Annotated in this window: 7 protein-coding genes; all 7 read left to right on the top strand. The window is 72.1% G+C overall.

Annotated elements, in window-relative coordinates; genetic code table 11:
* The first annotated feature begins 13 nt into the window (after positions 1-13).
* A complete protein-coding gene (locus tag ACZ7CF_RS05485; protein WP_470368938.1) occupies positions 14-10,972 on the top strand; it encodes a non-ribosomal peptide synthetase in 10,959 nt (3,652 codons plus the stop codon).
* Complete coding sequence (locus ACZ7CF_RS05480) at positions 10,959-12,662, top strand: ABC transporter ATP-binding protein (protein ID WP_470368937.1); 1,704 nt, start codon at positions 10,959-10,961, stop codon at positions 12,660-12,662. The genes ACZ7CF_RS05485 and ACZ7CF_RS05480 overlap by 14 nt, the downstream gene beginning before the upstream one ends.
* A gap of 34 nt (positions 12,663-12,696) precedes the next feature.
* A complete protein-coding gene (locus ACZ7CF_RS05475) occupies positions 12,697-13,773 on the top strand; it encodes an alpha/beta hydrolase-fold protein (protein ID WP_470368936.1) in 1,077 nt (358 codons plus the stop codon).
* A 124-nt stretch (positions 13,774-13,897) separates the two neighbouring features.
* The gene (locus ACZ7CF_RS05470) at positions 13,898-14,971 is read left to right on the top strand and encodes a hypothetical protein (protein ID WP_470368935.1); all 1,074 of its coding nucleotides are present in this window, start codon (positions 13,898-13,900) and stop codon (positions 14,969-14,971) included.
* Position 14,972: 1 nt separating this feature from the next.
* Positions 14,973-16,115: a toxic anion resistance protein gene (locus tag ACZ7CF_RS05465; protein WP_470368934.1), complete on the top strand. Its 1,143-nt coding sequence runs from the start codon at positions 14,973-14,975 to the stop codon at positions 16,113-16,115.
* Positions 16,112-17,725 (top strand): substrate-binding domain-containing protein, encoded by a 1,614-nt coding sequence (locus tag ACZ7CF_RS05460; protein ID WP_470368933.1) that lies wholly within the window; start codon positions 16,112-16,114, stop codon positions 17,723-17,725. The genes ACZ7CF_RS05465 and ACZ7CF_RS05460 overlap by 4 nt, the downstream gene beginning before the upstream one ends.
* The gene (locus ACZ7CF_RS05455; RefSeq protein WP_458432723.1) at positions 17,712-18,302 is read left to right on the top strand and encodes a hypothetical protein; all 591 of its coding nucleotides are present in this window, start codon (positions 17,712-17,714) and stop codon (positions 18,300-18,302) included. Before ACZ7CF_RS05460 ends, ACZ7CF_RS05455 begins: the two co-directional genes overlap by 14 nt.
* The last annotated feature ends 35 nt before the right edge of the window (positions 18,303-18,337 follow it).

The following is an 18,337-nucleotide window of genomic DNA, read 5'->3' as shown; positions in this document are numbered from 1 at the left end:
CCGAGATGAGGGGATGGCTGAGTCGTCGATGGAACTGGTGGCCGACCGTGACGTGCTTCTTCCGACCGCCCGGATCGACTCCGTCCGGCGCCGCGCCGGCGAGTACCCGCAGCGGACCGTCGCCGTCGCCGCAGCCGTCGCGCTGAACCACTGGGCGGACCCCGGTCTGCGGGTCGACGGCCTGGACCTCTCCCCCGCCACGCTCTTCGGCGACCTGCTCGTCTGGGCGGACAAGGGCGAGGACGCCGCGCGGTGGAACGTCACCGAGCGCCAGGAGGGCTGGACGATCGGCCTTCCCGCGGGCGTCGCGCTCGACGAGGCGCAACGGGCGCTGGACGACCTGGCCGAGTTCCCGAACAGGGCGATCGGCACGATGACCGCCCAGACCCCCGGCGACCGGCTCGCGGAGCTGGCCAGGTGGAACGACAACGACCTCCCGCGCGACCGGCCGAGCATCGTCGAGCTGTTCCGCGCCCAGGCAGCCGAGCGCCCCGGCGCCGTCGCGGTCAACGACGGCGACCGCGCGTTCACCTACGGCCAGGTGCTCGCGCTGTCCAACCAGCTGGCCCGCCACCTCCTCGACCGCGACCTGCGGCCGGAGCAGGTCGTCGGCATCTCGCTCGACCGGTCGGCGGAGATGGTCGTGGGCCTGCTCGCCGTGCTCCAGGCCGGTGGCGCGTTCGTGCCGCTGGACCCGCAGTGGCCGGCCTCCCGCCGCGAGTCGGTGATCACCGACGCCGGAGTCGTCCTGCTGCTCGGCAGCGGTCAGGACGGTGAACCCGAGGCGGTGCGGGTCTCGTTGGAGGACTGGGACTTCAGCGCGTACCCCGCCGACCCGACCGACGTCGAGGTCGGCGGCGCGCAGCTCGCGTACGTGATGTTCACGTCCGGTTCGACCGGCCGCCCCAAGGGCGCGATGATCCGGCACGAGGCGATCAGCGAGCGGCTGCTGTGGCAGGTGCACCAGATCCTCCACTTCGGACACTCCGACGCGTCGCTGTTCAAGGCGCCGCTGTCGTTCGACATCTCGATCAACGAGATCTTCCTGCCGCTGGTGTGCGGCGGGCGGACCGTCGTCGTGCGCTCCGGCGGGGAACGCGACCCGCACCACCTGCTGCGCACGATCGACCGGCACCGGGTGACGTTCGTGTACCTGGTGTCGTCGATGCTGGACGTGCTGCTGAACATCGCCTCGGACGGCGAGCTGGCCAGCCTGCGGCACGTGTGGTGCGGCGGCGAGGTGCTCACGCCCGAGCTGTACGAGCGGTTCCGCACGCAGCTCGACATCCCGATGTACCACGGTTACGGGCCCGCCGAGGCCACGATCGGCGTCTCGCACGTGATCTACCGCGGCGAGGCGGAGCGGCTGTCGACGTCGATCGGCAAGGCCAACCCGAACACCGACCTGTACGTGCTCGACGACGAGCTGCGGCCGTGCCCGGTCGGCGTCGGCGGCGAGCTGTACATCGGCGGGTTCCTGCTGGGCCGCGGGTACGTGAACGCGCCGGGTCTCACGGCTTCCCGGTTCGTCGCGAACCCGTTCGCCACCGACGGTTCCCGGCTCTACCGGACCGGTGACCTGGCGCGGTTCGCCGCCGACGGGTCGCTCGACTTCCTCGGCCGGGTCGACAACCAGGTCAAGATCCGCGGCATGCGGCTGGAGCTGGAGGACGTCGAGGTCGCCCTCGCCGAGCACCCCGGGGTCCGGCACACCTGTGTCGTGGTGAGGAAGAACTCCGCGGGCGGCAACTACCTCGTCGGGTACGTGATCCCGGTGACCGAGGGCCTGACCGCCGACGAGGTCAAGCGCTGGGCGGCCGAGCACCTCGTCGAGTACATGGTGCCCGCCCACGTCGTCGTGATGAGCGAGTTCCCGTTGACCGCCAACGGGAAGCTCGACCGGCGCGCGCTGCCGGAGCCGGTGGTGGACACCGGCCCGGTGACGGCCGCCGTCACCGACGACGAGGCCGTCATCTGCGCCGCCGTCGCGTCGGTGCTGCGGGTCGAGGCGGTCGGTGCCGACCAGGACTTCTTCGAGCTGGGTGGCGACAGCATCCTCGCGATCTCGCTGCTGAGCGCGCTGCGGGCCGAGGGCGTCTTCGTCACGGCCACGCAGATCTTCGTCCACCGCACGCCGCGCGCGCTCGCCGCCGTCGCCACCCGTGACGGTGGTGCGGTGGTCGACCACGACGACGTGCCGACCGGTCCGGTGGCCGGGCTGCCGATCGTGCAGTGGCTGGGCGAGACCACCGACGCGATCGACGGGTTCGTGCAGTCGGTCGTGCTGAACACCCCCGCCGATCTGACCGCCGAGGCTTTGACTCGGATTCTCGACGCCCTGGTGGCACGCCACGACATGCTGCGCGCCAAGCTCGTGCGCGGCACGCGGTGGTCGTTCGACGTCCTGGAGACCGGTGCGGCGCTGTGGGAGGAGAGCACCGCCTCGCTGGAGGACTGCGTCACGGCGGCGACCGAGGGCCTGAACCCGGACGCCGGGATCATGCTGCGCGCGGTGTGGCGGTCCGGTGCGCGGCAGCTCGTGCTCGTCGTCCACCACGTGGTGGTCGACGGCGTGTCGTGGCGAATCCTGTTCGACGACCTGGCGCTGGCGTGGCAGCAGGTGTCCTCGGGTGCGCCGGTGGAGCTGCGGCCGGTGGGGACGTCGTTCCGGCGGTGGACGCAGTTGCTGGAGCAGGCCGACTTCTCGGCGGACCTGGAGCACTACCGGCGGCCGTTGCCGGGTGCCGACGCGCTGCTCGGCCGTCGTGAGCTGAACGACGACGACGTCGTCGCGCGCGAACGGGTCCGGACGGTCACCGTCGGTGCCGCGGCGACCGCGGCGCTGCTGGGCGACGTGCCGGCGTTGTTCCACGCGAAGGTCAACGACGTGCTGCTGACCGGTCTCGCGGTCGCGCTCGCGAAGTGGCGGCGGGACAACGGCCAGGACCAGACGTTCGCGCACGTCGAGCTGGAGGGCCACGGCCGCGAGGGCCGGTTCGTGCCGCTCGACCCCGACCTGTCCCGCACGGTCGGCTGGTTCACCACGCTGTTCCCGGTGGTCGTCGACCCCGGCACGGTCGACGACCTGCCCGCCGCGCTGAAGAACGTCAAGGAGGACCTCGCTCGGGTGCCGAGCAACGGCGTCTCCTACGGTGCGCTGAAGTACCTGGGGCACACCGAGTTCGGCGGCACGCGGCCGCAGGTGCTGTTCAACTACCTGGGCCGGTTCGACGGCGGCGCCACCGGTGACTGGCAGCTCGCGGAGAACGCGGGCCAGCTCGGCGAGAAGCGCGACCCGCGGATGCGGCTGCCGCGGGCGCTGGAGCTCAACGCGAGCGCCGAACCCGGTGACAGCGGTGAGCTGGAGCTCGTCACGGTCCTCTCGTGGCCGGAGGGCGTGTTCACCGACGCCGACGTGGAGCGGATCGGCGGCTACTTCACCGAGGCGCTCTACGCGCTGGCGGCGTTGACGGAGGGCGGCCACTCCCCCAGCGACTTCGACCTGCTGCCGCTCACCCAGGCCGACGTCGACCTGCTCGACGGCCCGGCGTTGCGCGACGTCCTGCCGCTGACGCCGTTGCAGGAGGGCCTGTACTTCCACTCGATCTTCGACGACGAGTCGTCGCACCGGTACGTCGAGCAACAGCTGCTGACGTTGACCGGCGCGGTGGACGCCACCCGGCTGGAGGCCGCGGCCGCACGGGTGCTGGAGCTGTTCCCGAACCTGGCCGCCCGGTTCACCGGCCTGCCCGACGGCCGGGTCGTGTCGGTGCTGGAGTCCGGTGTGCGCCCGGAGTTCGCCACGGTGGACGGCCAGGGCATGACCGGCGAGGAGATCGCGGCCTTCGCCGAACGGGACCGGCTGGCCGGGTTCGACCTCGCGCGCGGGCCGTTGATGCGCTTCACGCTGATCCGCACCGCACCCGGCCGGTACGTGCTCGTGCAGACCGTGCACCACATCATCGCCGACGGCTGGTCGGTGCCGCCGATGCTGCGCGCACTGCTCGCCGAGTACGAGGAGCCGGGGTCGGTGCACGTGCGCGGCAGCTACGCCGACTACGTGCGCTGGCTGGTCACGAGCGACGCGGCCGAGAGCGACCGGGTGTGGGCCGCCGAGCTCGCCGGGCTGCCGGGGCCGTCGTTCGTGGCGGAGGGGCACACGCCGTCCGAGCGGTTCGCGGACTCGGTGCTCGACGCCCCCGCGGGCCTCGACGAGTCGGTGCGCGCGGCCGGGGTGCCGCTGAGCGCCGCCGTGCACAGCGCGTGGGGCGTGACGCTGGGTGCGTTGCTGGGCAAGCGGGACGTCGTGTTCGGGTCCACCGTGTCCGGCCGGGACGCCGACGTCCCGGGCATCGCGGACATGGCCGGGTTGTTCATCAACACGATCCCCGTGCGGACGCGGTGGGGCGCTGACACCTCCGCGACCGAGCTGCTGGCGTCGGTGCGCGACCACCAGACGGCCGTGCTGCCGCACCAGCACGTCTCGCTGACCCGGATCGGGCGGCAGGCCGAGCACGGGTCGGCGTTCGACACGCTCGTGGTGTTCGACGTGGCGACCGACGTGACGGCGTTGAGCGGCCCGTTCACGATCGCCGAGGTCGTCAACGAGGGCGCGCCGCACTACCCGCTGACACTGGTGGTCGAACGCGGCAACGACGGTGCGCTGCGGTTCAACCTCGTCCACGACACGACCGTGGTCAGGTCCGCCGGTGCCGAGGTGCTCCTGCGGGCGTTCACCGGCACGCTGACCGCGCTGCTGTCCGGTTCGCTGGTCACGCCGGTGCTGGAGCAGGCGCGCCCGGCGGTCGCGGTGGAGCCGGCCACGCTGGTGGAGCTGTTCGACGCTGCGGCACAACGTGACCCGTCCGCGCGGGCCGTGACGATGTGCCACCTCGACGGCAGCTCGGAGGGCCTGTCGTACGGGGTGCTGGCCGACACCAAGAACCGGTTGGCGCGCTCGCTCGTCAACGCGGGCGTCGGGCCGCACGAGCGGGTGGCCGTGGCGATGCCGCGGTCGTTGCAGCAGGTCGTCTCGCTGCTGGGCATCGTGTCGGCCGGTGGCGCGTACGTGCCGCTGGACCTCGCCTACCCGGACGAGCGGCTGGAGTACGTGCTCGCCGACTCGGCGCCGCAGGTCGTGCTGGTCGAGCGGGAGCACCGGGAGCGGTTCGAACGGCTGCTCGCGCGTGCGGGCGTCACCGCGCGGGTTCTCGTGCACGGCGAGGAGGTGCCGGGTGACGGCGTGCTGCCGTCGTTCGACTGGCGCACCCCGGCCTACGTGATCTACACGTCCGGGTCGACCGGCAAGCCCAAGGGCGTCGTCGTCTCGCACGCGAACGTGGTGGCGCTGCTCGCGAACACCCAGCCGGACATGGACTTCGGCCCCTCCGACGTGTGGACCCAGTTCCACTCGTACTCGTTCGACTTCGCGGTGTGGGAGCTGTGGGGCGCCCTGGTCCACGGCGGCGAGCTGCTCGTCCCCGACCACGGCCTGACCCGGTCGCCGGTCGACTTCCACCGGCTCGTGCGGGCGCGCGGTGTCACCGTGCTCAACCAGACGCCGTCGGCGTTCTACCAGTTCATCGAGGCCGATCGGCTCTCCGACCCGCTGCCCGCGTTGCGGCGTGTGATCTTCGGTGGCGAGGCGCTGGACCTGTCCAGGCTGCGCGGCTGGGTCGAGCGCTACGGCACCGACCGGCCGGAGCTGGTCAACATGTACGGCATCACCGAGACCACCGTGCACGTCACGCACCGGGTGCTGGACTCCGCGGACTTCGAGTCCGGTGCGGTGAGCCCGATCGGCGGCCCGATCCCCGGGCTGCGCACCTACCTGCTGGACTCCTCCCTGCGTCCCGTTCCGCCCGGCCGGGTGGGCGCGATCTACGTGGCCGGCGACCAGCTGTCGCTCGGCTACCACGACCGCCCCGGCCTGACCTCGACCCGGTTCGTCGCGGACCCGTTCGGCGGCGGCCGGATGTACAACACCGGCGACCTCGCGCGCCGCACCCTCGATGGCGAGCTGGAGTTCGTCGGCCGCGCCGACGACCAGGTGCAGCTCAAGGGCTTCCGCATCGAGCTCGGCGAGGTCGAGGCGGCCGTCCGTTCCGTTCCCGGCGTCGTGGACGCCGCGGTGACGGTGGCCTCCTCCGCCGACCACCTGGTCGCACACGTGGTCGGCACGCCTTCCGCTGACGTGGCCGGGTTCCTGGGCGCGAAGCTGCCGGTGCACATGGTGCCGCAGCGGGTGCTGTTCCTGGACGCCCTGCCGCTGACGGTCAACGGCAAGCTGGACCGCAGGGCGCTGGAGGAACGCGCTGCCGGCGAGGTCGAGGCGGTCGCGTCCGCGGACGCTCCGGCGCTGTCCGCGCTCGTCGCGATCTTCGCCGATGTCCTGCCGGGTTCTTCGGTGGACGCCGACACCGACTTCTTCGTCGCGGGCGGCGACAGCATCATCGCGATCGGCGTGGTCAACCGCGCCCGCGCCGCCGGCTTCTCCCTGACCCCCCGCGACCTCTTCCTCCACAAAACCCCCCGCCTCCTCGCTTCGCACGCGGGGCCCTCCCGTGCGCTCCTGGTGAACGAAAGCTCCCCGCGTGCACTCGAAACGGCGGTGGACGGGCCGGTCGTGCCGACGCCGATCGTGCTGCGGCAGCGGGAGCTCGGTGGGGAGCTTCGGCGGTTCGCGCAGGCCAGGCAGGTGGAATGCGCGTCGCTGGCGGATGCGCAGCGTGCCGCGGAAGCCGTCGTGCGGGCGCATCCGGTGCTGCGGATGCGACTGACGGTCACGCACGGGGTGTGGTCGCTCGGAATCGATTCCGACTCGCAGGCCCCCAGGGGGGATCGGGTCCCCACTCCAATCGTCTCAGGCGGGTCTGACAGTTCCGGCGAACCGCAGGTCGGGGGGCTCGCCGCTGTCACCGGCGAGCCGCAGGTCGGAGTGGACGCCGCCGCGGACAGGTCGCAGATCGGGGTCGTCGCCGCCGTCACCGACGACCCGCAGGTCGCCGCCGACGAGGCCGCCGACCGGCTCGACCCCGAAGCCGGTGTCCTGACTGCGTTCACCTGGCTGGAGGCCACCGGCACTCTCGTCGTCGTCATCCACCACCTGGCCGTGGACGCGGTCTCCTGGATGATCCTGCTCGACGACATCACCGCGGCCCTCCGCGGCGAGGACCTGGCGCCGGCCACCACGCCGTTCACCGCCTACGCCGCGGCACTCGCCCTGAGCGCCCACCACACCGCCGACCTGCCCCGCTGGGTCGACGCGCTCGACGCGCCGCCGCTCACCCCGCAGGTCGGCCAGGTCCGCGAGGTGACCGTCAACCTCGCGGCCGACATCACCGACCGCGTCGTCCACACCGCCCCGACCGCGCTCGGGCTCGCCCTGACCGAGCTGCTGGCCGGTGCCCTGCGCACCGCCCTCACCGAGATCCAGGGCACCCCCACGGACCTCACGGTCGAGCTGGAACGCCACGGCCGCGTCCCGGTCGAGGAGCACCACGACTACACGCGCACGGTCGGCTGGTTCACCTCCATCGCGCCCGTGAAGCTGAGCGCGCACACCGACCCGGTCGAGGCGGCACGTGAACTGACCGCCAGGCAGCCCGACGAGCAGCAGCACGTGCGGTACGGGCAGTTGCGCTACCTCAACCCGCAGACCGCGCCGGTGCTCGCCGCGCTGCCCCGCCCGCAGGTGCTGTTCAACTACCTCGGGCGTGGGAGCGAGGCGCAGGCGCTGCACGTCGACGCCGGTCCGCGGCCGGGTCCGTACGCGGTCGAGGTCAACACCTGGGTCGACACCACCACGGGCAGTCTGCGGGCCACGTTCGGGCTCTCCGAGGACGTGTCGGACGAGATCGCGGCACGGTGGCTGCTGGCGCTGGAGCGGATCGCGGACGCCTCGACGACCGCGCGCCGGACCGCGCCGGTGTCGCCGTTGCAGCGCGGGCTGTACTTCCAGGCCGAGCTGGCGCGCAGCGGCGGGCAGTACGTCGCGCAGAGCTGCTTCACGTTCCAGAACCGCCTTGACGCCGATGCGCTCCAGAAGGCCATGGCGCACGTCATCGCCCGGCACCCGGTGGTGGGCGCCGGGTTCGCGGACGAGGACGGTGAACCCGTTCAGGTCCTCGCACCGGGCCGCCAGGTCGCGGTCCGCACGGTGGACGTGCTCAACCAGGACGCCGTGGAGGCGTTGCGGACGGAGGACCGCGGCACTGGGTTCGACCTGGAGAACCCGCCGCTCGTGCGGCTGACGGTGCTGCGGCTGCCGGACGGCCGGGACGCGTTGCTGTTCAGCTACCACCTGCTGCTGTGGGACGGCTGGTCGCGCGAGATCGTGCTGCGCGAGCTGTTCGACGCCTACCGGGCGATCCGGAACGGCGAACCGGTCGACTCCTCCCCCGCCACGCCGAGCTTCGAGAGCTACACCCGCGCGCTGAAGGAAAAAGACGCGCAAGCCGCGGAACGGTTCTGGGCCGGCTACCTCGCCGACCTGCCCGGCCCGACGCTGCTCGGTGACGGGTCCACTTCGGACAGCCTGCCCACGAAGATCGTGCGGACGCTGGACGTCGAGACCTCCGAACGCGTCCGGGACGCCGCGCGCCGGCACGGTGTGACGCTCAACAGCGTCGTCACCGGCGCACTCGGCCTCCTGCTCGGCAGCGAGACCGGCCGCGGTGACGCGGTGTTCGGCGTGACCGTGTCCGGCCGCGAAGAAGAAGGCACCGACGGGATCGTCGGCGTGCTGCTCAACACCGTGCCGATGCGGGTCACGGCCCGGCCGCACGACACGGCAGCCGCGTTCCTGCAGGGCGTGCAGGCCAGCCGGGTCGACGCGATGGACCTCGAGCACGTCGGGCTCGGCGAGATCCAGCGCGCGAGCGGGCAGGACCAGCTCTTCGACACCCTGTTCGTGCTGCAGAACTTCTTGGACGACAGCACGTTCGAGGAGTTCAACGCCGTCAACGGCATCGTGGGGCACGAGTCGGAGGACTCGACGCACTACCCGTTCACCTGGGTCGTGATGCCGGGCCGGCAGCTCACGGTCAAGCTGGAGTACCGGCCGGAGGTCACCGATCCCGCGCTGGCGCACCGGTTGTTCGACGAGTACCTGCGGATCGTCGACGACCTCGCCACCACCGACGGCCCGGTCGGCGCGGTCCGCGGCACCGGCCCGCAGCCGGAGCTCCAGCCCTCCAACGACTTCGGCGACCGGACCGTCGTGGACCTGTTCGACGTCGCGGCCGACCGCACCCCGGACCGGATCGCACTGGTCTCGCACGGCACCACGATGACGTTCGCCGAGCTGCGGGACCGCAGCCGCCACCTCGCTGGCGTGCTGAAGGACCGCGGCATCGGTGTCGAGACGTCGGTCGCCATCGCGGTGCCGCGCTCGCTGGACTGGGTCGTGGCGCTGTTCGGCGTCCTGCGCTGCGGCGCGGCGTACGTTCCGCTGGAGCTGGACCACCCGGACGAGCGGATCGCCGCGATCGTCGAGGACGCGCGGCCCGCGCTGATCATCACGACGCGAGCGGTCGCACCGCGCATCAACGGCACCCTGTTCGAGCTGGACGGACCGTGGCCCGCCGCCGAACCGGTGACCACGTTCGCACCGGACGACCCGAACCGGCTCAGGCACGCGGCCTACACGATCTACACCTCCGGCTCGACCGGCAGGCCCAAGGGCGTGGTGACCGAGTACGCGGGCCTGACCAACATGCTCGTCAACCACCAGCGGCGGATCTTCGAGCCGGTGCTGGCCGAGCACGGGCACCGGACGTTCCGGATCGCGCACACCGTGTCGTTCGCGTTCGACATGTCGTGGGAAGAGCTGCTGTGGCTGGCCGACGGCCACGAGGTGCACATCTGCGACGAGGAGCTGCGCCGCGACGCCACCGGGCTCGTGGAGTACTGCCTGCGGCACGAGGTCGACGTCATCAACGTGACGCCGACCTACGCGCAGCAACTGGTCGCCGAAGGGCTCCTGGCCGGTGAGCACCACCGGCCGGCGCTGGTGCTGCTGGGCGGTGAGGCGGTCACGCCGGCGCTGTGGCAGCTGCTCGCCGACACCCCCGGCACGGTCGGCTACAACCTCTACGGGCCGACCGAGTACACGATCAACACCCTCGGTGTCGGCACGTTCGACTGCGTGGACCCGGTGGTCGGCGTGGCGATCGACAACACCGACGTCTACGTGCTCGACCCGTGGCTGCGGCACGTCCCGGACGGGGTCGCGGGCGAGCTGTACGTCTCCGGCGTCGGCATCGCGCGCGGCTACCTCGGCCAGCCCGGCCAGTCGGCGGAGCGGTTCGTGGCCTGCCCGTGGGTGCCCGGCGAGCGGATGTACCGCACCGGCGACCTGGTGATCCGGCGCCCCGACGGCAACCTGCTGTACCTGGGCCGCACCGACAAGCAGGTCAAGATCCGCGGTCACCGCGTCGAGCTCGGCGAGGTGGAGGCCCGGTTCGCCGCGCACCCGGACGTCCGGTTCGTGGCGGCCGTCGCGCAGTCCGACCCGCAGGTCGACGGCGCGCACCGGCTCGCCGCCTACCTGGTGCTCGCCGACGGCGCGGACATCCCGTCGATCGCCGCCGAGGTCGGGGCGGGGCTGCCGGACTACTTGCGGCCCTCGCACTACGCGCAGGTGGACGCGATCCCGTTGACGGTCAACGGCAAGGCCGACACCTCGGCCTTGCCCGAAGCGCGGCCGCTCGGCACGCTGATGACCAAGGTCGAGGAACGTGAGCTCACCGAGACCGAGACGGTGGTGCGCGAGCTGTTCGCCGAGGCGCTCGACCTCGACGAGGACGAGGTGGGCGTGGCGAGCGGTTTCACCGACCTGGGCGGGCACTCGATGCTCGCGGTGCGGCTGGTCGGTTTGCTCCGCCGCGAGTTCGGCCCGATCATCACCATCCGCGACCTGCTGGCCCTCTCCACCCCCGAAGCGATTGCGCAGCACCTTGACGAACACTGACACCACCCCCGACGTCCGCACCGGCAGGGAGATCCTGCGGATCGCGGTGCGCCGCAACCGGGGCGCGATGACGAGCGGGACCCTGCTGATGGGGTCCTACCAGGCAGCCGAGACCGCGGTGCCGGTCCTGCTCGGCGCGATCGTCGAGTTCGCGTTGCGCGGCGGGCAGCTCAGCTCGCTGGGCCTCGCGCTGCTGGGGCTAGGGCTCGTGATGGCGACGGTGTCGTACTCGTGGCGCTTCGGCATGCGAATCCTGCAAAAGGCGAACACGACCGAGGCGCACCGGTGGCGGGTCGCGGTGGCCGACCGCGGCCTGCAACCTGTGGCGCGCGACGTCGAGCTGAAGTCCGGTGAGGTGCTGACCGTCGCCACCGAGGACGCCGACCAGACCGCGGACATCATCGAAGTGGTGCCGCTGCTGATCGCCTCGCTGGTGTCGATCACGATCGCGGGCGCCGTGCTCGCGGTGATCAGCGTGCCGCTGGGCATCACGGTGTTCGCGGGCACGGCGGCGATCCTGACCGTGCTGAGCGTGATGTCACGGCGGATCGGCACGAGCACGCAGGTGCAGCAGGCGAAGGTGGCGCGGGCCGGCGCGAAGGTGTCGGACCTGATCGCCGGGCTGCGGCCGCTGCACGGTTTCGGCGGCTCGTTCCAGGCGTTCCAGGCGTACCGGCGGGTGTCGGACGAGGCCAGGAAGCAGTCGGTCGTGGTCGCGCGGGTCAACGGCGTGTACGCGGGCACGGCGCTGGCGCTGAACTCGTTGCTGGCGGCCGCGGTCACGCTGTGGGCGGGCTGGCTGACGTTCGACGGGCAGATCTCCGTCGGGCAGCTGGTGACGGCGGTCGGCCTGGCGCAGTTCCTGATCGAGCCGCTGAAGCTGTTCTCCGAGATGCCGAAGTACGTGATGATCGCGCGTGCCTCGGCCGACCGGATGGCGCTGGTGCTGGCCGCGCCACCGCGGATGACGCCCGGCGTGGAGGAACCCGGCCCTGACGGCGGGCTCGAGGTCGAGGACGTGCACCACGGGGCGCTGCAAGGGGTTTCGTTCAGCGTGCGGCCCGGCGAGCTCGTCGCGGTGGCCGCCTACCAGCCGCAGGCGGCGGAGGAGCTGGCCGCAGTGCTGTCGGTCGCCGTGCCGCCCGCGGCGTACTCGGGCGTGGTGCGGATCAGCGGGCGCGAGCTGGCGCGGCTGTCGATCGAGGGCATCCGCGGGCACCTGCTGGTGAACCCGGCGCACCACGAGGTGTTCGCGGGAACGTTGCGGGACAACGTGGACCCGTCCGGCACCGCGAAGCTGGTCGACGAGGCCGTGGCGGCGGCGATGCTGACCGACGTCGTGGCGCTGCACGCCGAAGGCCTCGACTACGCCGTGCGGGACCGGGGAGCGAACCTCTCCGGTGGCCAGCGGCAGCGGTTGTCCCTGGCTCGCGCGCTGGCCGCGGACCCGGAGGTCCTGGTGCTGCACGACCCGACGACCGCGGTCGACGCGGTGACGGAGCTGCTGATCGCCCGCAACGTCGCCGAGCTGCGCCACGGCCGGACCACCGTCGTGATCACCAGCAGCCCGGCGCTGCTGGACGCGGCGGACCGCGTGGTGGTGCTCGACAACGGCGTGGTCACCGGTGAGGGCACCCACCGCGAGCTGCTCGGCCGGGACGCCGAGTACCAGCTCGCGGTGGCGCGCTGACCACGCCTCCCCCAGGAAAGGACCCCCACCTCCCATGCAGGCACGTTTCGCCGAGTACGGCCTCACCGCGGTCCCCGGCACCGCCGAGTTCTGGGACGCGGTGCGCGGGCCGGTCCCGGTCCCCGCTGACGGCGGCCACCGGACGTTGTTCCTCTGGCGCGGTTCCGCCGCGGTGCTGCGCTTCGAGTCGTGGTCGGGCCCGGTGCCGTTGCAGCGGTTCGAGGACAGTGACTGCTGGTACGCCGAGGTCGTCCTGCCGCCGCGGCTGCGCGTGACCTACCACTTCTTCGACGGTGACGACTACGACGGCGAGCACGCCGACCCGTTCAACCCGGTCGGCGCCGGTCCGAACCGCTCGATCGCCGCCACCCCGGACCTGGACCCGCAGCCGCACTGGCCCGTCGTGGGCCCGGACGAGGTGCTGGACGTGCCTTCCACTCGAATCCGGTGGAACGGCTCGCTGGGACGCAAGACCGTGCGTGTGCACAAGGGCGGTGAACCGGTCGTGCTGCTGCTGGACGGCGACGACTGGATGTACGTGCACCCGGCGGTGGCCGCGTTCGAGTCGGCGGTGCGTGCGGGCGAGATGCCGTCGGCCACGCTGGTCTTCCTCCCCACGCCCCGTGATCGCGACGCCGAGTACACGGGTGCGGCGCTGTGGCCGGCGGTGCGGGACGAACTGCTGCCGTTGCTCGCCGAGAACGGCGTGACCGTCGACCCGCGGCGGTTCGTGGTCGCCGGGCAGAGCCTGGCCGGGTTGAGCGCCTTCCGCGCGGCACTGGACTTCCCGGAGCTGGTGACGCGGGTGGCCTGCCAGTCGGGGTCGTTCTGGTGGACGCCCGGCCTGCCCGACCAGGGCCTGTCGCTGGACGGCCCGGCGGGTGGTGACACCGCGGAACGGGTGCGCGGCGCGGACCTGTCCCGCCTGCGGGTCGCGTTCGACGTCGGCGAGCACGAGCCGCGGATGCACCGCCACTGCGAGGCGGTCGAGGGCCTCGCGGAGAAGGCGGGGGCGTCCGTGCGTGCCACCCGCTCCCCCTCCGGGCACGACCGCGCGGGCTGGCGGCACGCGCTGGTCCGCGACGTCGCCTGGTTGCTGACCGAACGGTGACGGGCGCGCACTAGCAGGACACGTTCATCGACTGTTCACCTCCTGCTTGCGACCACCCCCAGCGCCACGGCGTCGGAGTGACGAAGGATCTGTTCTCCGGCAGATGGTTCGCAAAGGGTGGGCAGTGAAGAGAACGCTCGGCATCGGTTTGGCGGTCGTGCTCCTGGTGGGCGTGGTGGCCGCGGTCTACTTCGGCCAGGGCGACGGCGGGACCGCGCGGCTGCGGACCGTGCGCGGGGTGATCGGTTCGGAGAAGCTCGCCTTCTTCGCCGACCAGCGCGTCAGGGACGTGTTCGCGAAGCACGGCCTGGAGGTCGAGGTGGACCCCGCCGGGTCGCGGCAGATCGCCACCGCCACGGACCTGGCGCCGTACGACTTCGCGTTCCCGTCGAGCGCCCCGGCGGCCGAGAAGATCCAGCGCGACCGCAAGGCCGCCCGCACCTACGCGCCGTTCTCGTCACCGATGGTGGTGGCGACGTTCGACCCGGTCGTCGAGCTGCTGACCAGGGCGGGGGTCGTCCAGGACGGCCCCGGCTACCGGACGTTCGACGTGCGGGCCTACCTGGACCTCGCCGCCAGGGGCACGCGGTGGGACCAGCTGCCCGGCAACACCGCCTACCCGGCGCGCAAGAACCTGCTCGTCACCACGACGGACCCGCGTGACTCGAACTCCGCGGCGATGTACCTGGCGATCACGTCGTTCGTGGCCAACGGCGGTGTGGTCAGCACGCCGGAGGCCGAGGCGAAGGTGCTGCCGGCGGTGTCGAAGCTGTTCCTGGACCAGGGGTACACGCAGAGCAGCACCGAGGGGCCGTTCGAGGACTACCTGTCGGCGGGCATGGGCAAGACGCCGCTGGTGCTGGCCTACGAGGCGCAGTTCGTGGACCGGGTGGTGCGCGGCGACTCGACAGTCCGGCCGGACATGAAGCTGCTCTACCCGGCGCCGACGGTGCTCTCGAAGCACACGCTGGTGCCGTTGAAGGACAACGGCGATCGGGTCGGGGAGCTGCTGCAGACCGACGCCGAGCTGGGGCGGCTCGCGGCCACGTTCGGGTTCCGCACCGCCGACCCGCGGCACTTCACCGAGGTGGTCAAGGAGAAGAACCTCCCGGTGCCGCAGGACGTCGTGGACGTCGTCGAGCCGCCGGCGCACGAGACGCTGGAGCGGATGCTCGAAGCGATCGCGAAGCAGTACTGACATGTCCGACTTCGTGCTCACTCCCCCGGACCCCGTCGAGCCGGTGCCGGTCGAGCGGGCGGCGGGTCTCATCCCGGTGCCCGACGACGCCAGGACCGAGCTTTTCACCAGGGCGCAGGCGTTCGTCGACGCGCTGGGTGCCGTTGATCCGCGGTCGCCGGACTTCGGCCGGATCGTGGACGAGGCGCTGGTGCTCGGCGAGGCGGAGATGCGGGTGGCCGCGCAGATCGCGGGCCGGCTGCTGGACCGCACGCTCGCGTCGGTGTCGTCGCCGAACACCACGCAGGTGACGGCGAGTCTGACCGAGCTGCGCCGGTCGGTGCGCGAGCTCGACCCGCAGGACCTGTCGAAGCTGACCGGCCGCAAGGTCCTCGGGTTCCTCCCCGGTGGCAACGCCGCCAAGGGCCTGCTGGCCCGGCTGCGGGCGGCCGACGAGCCGGTCAACCGGATCGTGCTGCGGCTGCGGTCCGGGCAGGACGCGCTGAAACGGGACAACGCGGCCATCAAGGGCGAACGGCAGCGGCTGTGGGACCTGATGACCAGGCTGTCGCAGGACGCCGCTTTGGCCGGTGAGATGGACGCGGCCGTCGACCGGCAGGTGCAGATCTTCGACCTGTCCGATCCCGGCCGCGCCACCGCGTTGCGCGCCGACGTGCTGTTCGGGCTGCGGCAACGGCACCAGGACCTGCTGACCCAGCTCGCGGTCTGCGCGCAGGGGTACCTGGTGCTCGACGTCGTGCGCCGCAACAACGACGAGCTGATCAAGGGCGTCGAACGGGCCGTCACCACGACCGTCACGGCACTGCGGATCGGGGTCGCGGTTGCCGCGGCGCTGGCCGGGCAGCGCGAGGTGATCGACCAGGTCGACGCCGTGCGCGGACTGACCGACGAGATCCTGAGGTCGAACGCGACGCTGATGTCCGTGCAGGCTCAGGACGTCCAGCGCATCGCGGCGACGCCGACGGTCGGCATCGACGCGGTGCGGACCTCGTTCGACCAGATCTACGCGGCGATCGACGCGATCGACACGTTCAAGGCCCGCGCGGCCGACTCGATGTCCAGCACGGTGCACGCGCTGGACGCCGAGATCCGGCGCGCCCACGACCACCTGAGCCGCGTGCGCGGCACCGAGGAGCCAGCATGATCCGCCGCTTCATCCCGGCAGTCGCCGTCGTGGCGCTGCTCGCGGGGTGCTCCGACGACCCCGACCCGGCCAGACCGGTCGGCGACGCGGAGCCGGGGGTGCTGCGCGTGCTCGCCGGCAGCGAGCTCGCCGACCTGCAACCCGTTCTCGACGAGGCCGCCCGCGCCACCGGTGTCACCGTCAAGTTCGACTTCACCGGCACGATCGAGGGCGCGGAGAAGGTCGCGTCCGGCGCCGCCGAGCAGGGTTTCGACGCGGTGTGGTTCTCCTCCAACCGCTACCTGGAACTCGTTCCGGAGGCGCAGAAGCGGCTCGGCACCGCCACGAAGGTGATGGGGTCGCCGGTCGTGCTCGGGCTGCCCGCAGCGAAGGTGCGGGAGCTCGGCTGGGAGGGCAGGCCGGTCGGCTGGGCGGAGATCGCCGCGGCCGCCGGGCAGAAGAGGTTCACCTACGGCATGACCGACCCGTCGGCCTCCAACTCCGGCTTCTCCGCGCTGGTCGGCGTGGCGGCGGCGTTGTCCGGCTCCGGTTCCGCGCTCGACGCGGCCCGGGTCGCCGCGGTCTCCCCTCAGCTCAAGGAGTTCTTCTCCGCGCAGACGCTGTCGGCGGGCTCGTCCGGCTGGCTGTCGGAGGCGTACGCGCGGCGGGCGAAGGGCGAGGACCCCGGCGCGAAGGTGGACGGTCTGATCAACTACGAGTCGGTGCTGCTGTCGCTCAACGCCACCGCGCCCGACCCGTTGACGCTGGTCTACCCCAGCGACGGCGTGGTGACCGCCGACTACCCGCTCACGCTGCTCACGTCGGCGTCGTCGGAGGCCCGCGACGCGCACCGGAAGCTCTCCGACCACCTGCGCGGCACCGACGTGCAGCGCAAGATCATGGAGTCCACCCACCGGCGCCCGGTCGTGCCGCAGGTGCCGCTCGACTCGCAGTTCGCGGTGCGCGACCTGGTGGAACTGCCCTTCCCCGGCAGTCAGTCCGCTGTGGACGGTCTGGTCACCACCTACTTCGACCAGCTGCGCCGACCGTCCCGCACGCTCTACGTGCTCGACACGTCCGGGTCGATGGAGGGCGACCGCATCGACGGCCTGCGTTCGGCGCTCGTCGGCCTCACCGGCGCGGACTCCTCGCTGGCCGGCCGGTTCAGCCGCTTCCACGGCCGCGAGCAGGTGACGCTGCTGCCGTTCGACAGCAGCGCCCGGTCCCCGCTGACCTACGAGGTGCCGCAGGCCGACGCCCGCCCGGTGCTCGACCAGATCGGCACCACGGCGAAGTCGCTGGACGCGGGCGGCGGCACCGCGATCTACAGCAGCCTGCGCAGCGGCTACGACGTGCTGCGCCGCCAGCTCGACGCCGACCCGGACCGCTTCACCTCGATCGTGCTGATGACCGACGGCGAGAACACCGGGTCCGAGGGCATCGAGGACTTCACCGTGTTCCACACGACCCTGCCGCGTGACCTCAGGGGCGTCCCGGTCTTCCCGGTGCTGTTCGGCGAGAGCGAGACCGAGGAGATGGAGCGGGTCGCGAAGATGAGCGGCGGCAAGGTGTTCGACGCCCGCAGCCGTTCGCTCTCGGCCGCGTTCAGGGAGATCCGTGGCTACCAGTGACGCGGTGCTGCGCTACCTGGCGTCGTGGAAGAACCTCGCGGGCTGCGCCGGCGGCCTGCTCGGGCTGGCGCTGCACTTCGCCGGGCTGGCCGGGTCCTACTGGGTGCTCGTGGTCGCCGGCCTGTACGGGGTGGGCGCGCTGGCCGCGCCGCCGGAGGAGGTCGTGCTGGTGACCGCCCCCGAGGAGGAGGCGGGGCAGCTGCGTTCCGAGCTCGACGCACTGGTGGCGCGCGTGCACGGGTTCGGCGGCCGGGTGCCCGCCGAGGTGGCGCCGAAGCTCGCCGAGGTCGCCGACGTGCTGCGCGGCATGCTCGACCGGCCGCGCGAGCTGCGCGGCGACCCGGACGCGCTGCACTCGGTGACCCGGTTGATCGGCACGGACCTGCCGCTGTCGGTGCAGACGTACCTGAACCTGCCGTGGTGGTACGCCGCCGCGCGCGGGTCGGGTGCGGAGCTGCTGCGGCAGCTGGACCTGCTCAGAGCGGACGCCGTCCGGGTGGCCGAACGGTTCCACGCGGCGGACGAGCAACGACAAGCCGACCACGGCAGGTACCTGGAGGACCGCGACCGGCTCTGAGGTGGCTCAGGCCCGGCTGTCGCGACCGCGGACCT

The sequence above is a fragment of the Lentzea sp. NPDC036955 genome (assembly GCF_055608005.1).
This window is presented reverse-complemented; position numbering and strand designations above follow the sequence as displayed.

What these genes read in the sequence shown, in the direction of transcription:
- ACZ7CF_RS05485 (WP_470368938.1), top strand. Translation starts at nt 14, where the DNA reads ATGGCTGAGTCGTCGATGGAACTGGTGGCCGACCGTGACGTGCTTCTT.
- ACZ7CF_RS05475 (WP_470368936.1), top strand. Translation starts at nt 12,697, where the DNA reads ATGCAGGCACGTTTCGCCGAGTACGGCCTCACCGCGGTCCCCGGCACC.
- ACZ7CF_RS05460 (WP_470368933.1), top strand. Translation starts at nt 16,112, where the DNA reads ATGATCCGCCGCTTCATCCCGGCAGTCGCCGTCGTGGCGCTGCTCGCG.
- ACZ7CF_RS05465 (WP_470368934.1), top strand. Translation starts at nt 14,973, where the DNA reads ATGTCCGACTTCGTGCTCACTCCCCCGGACCCCGTCGAGCCGGTGCCG.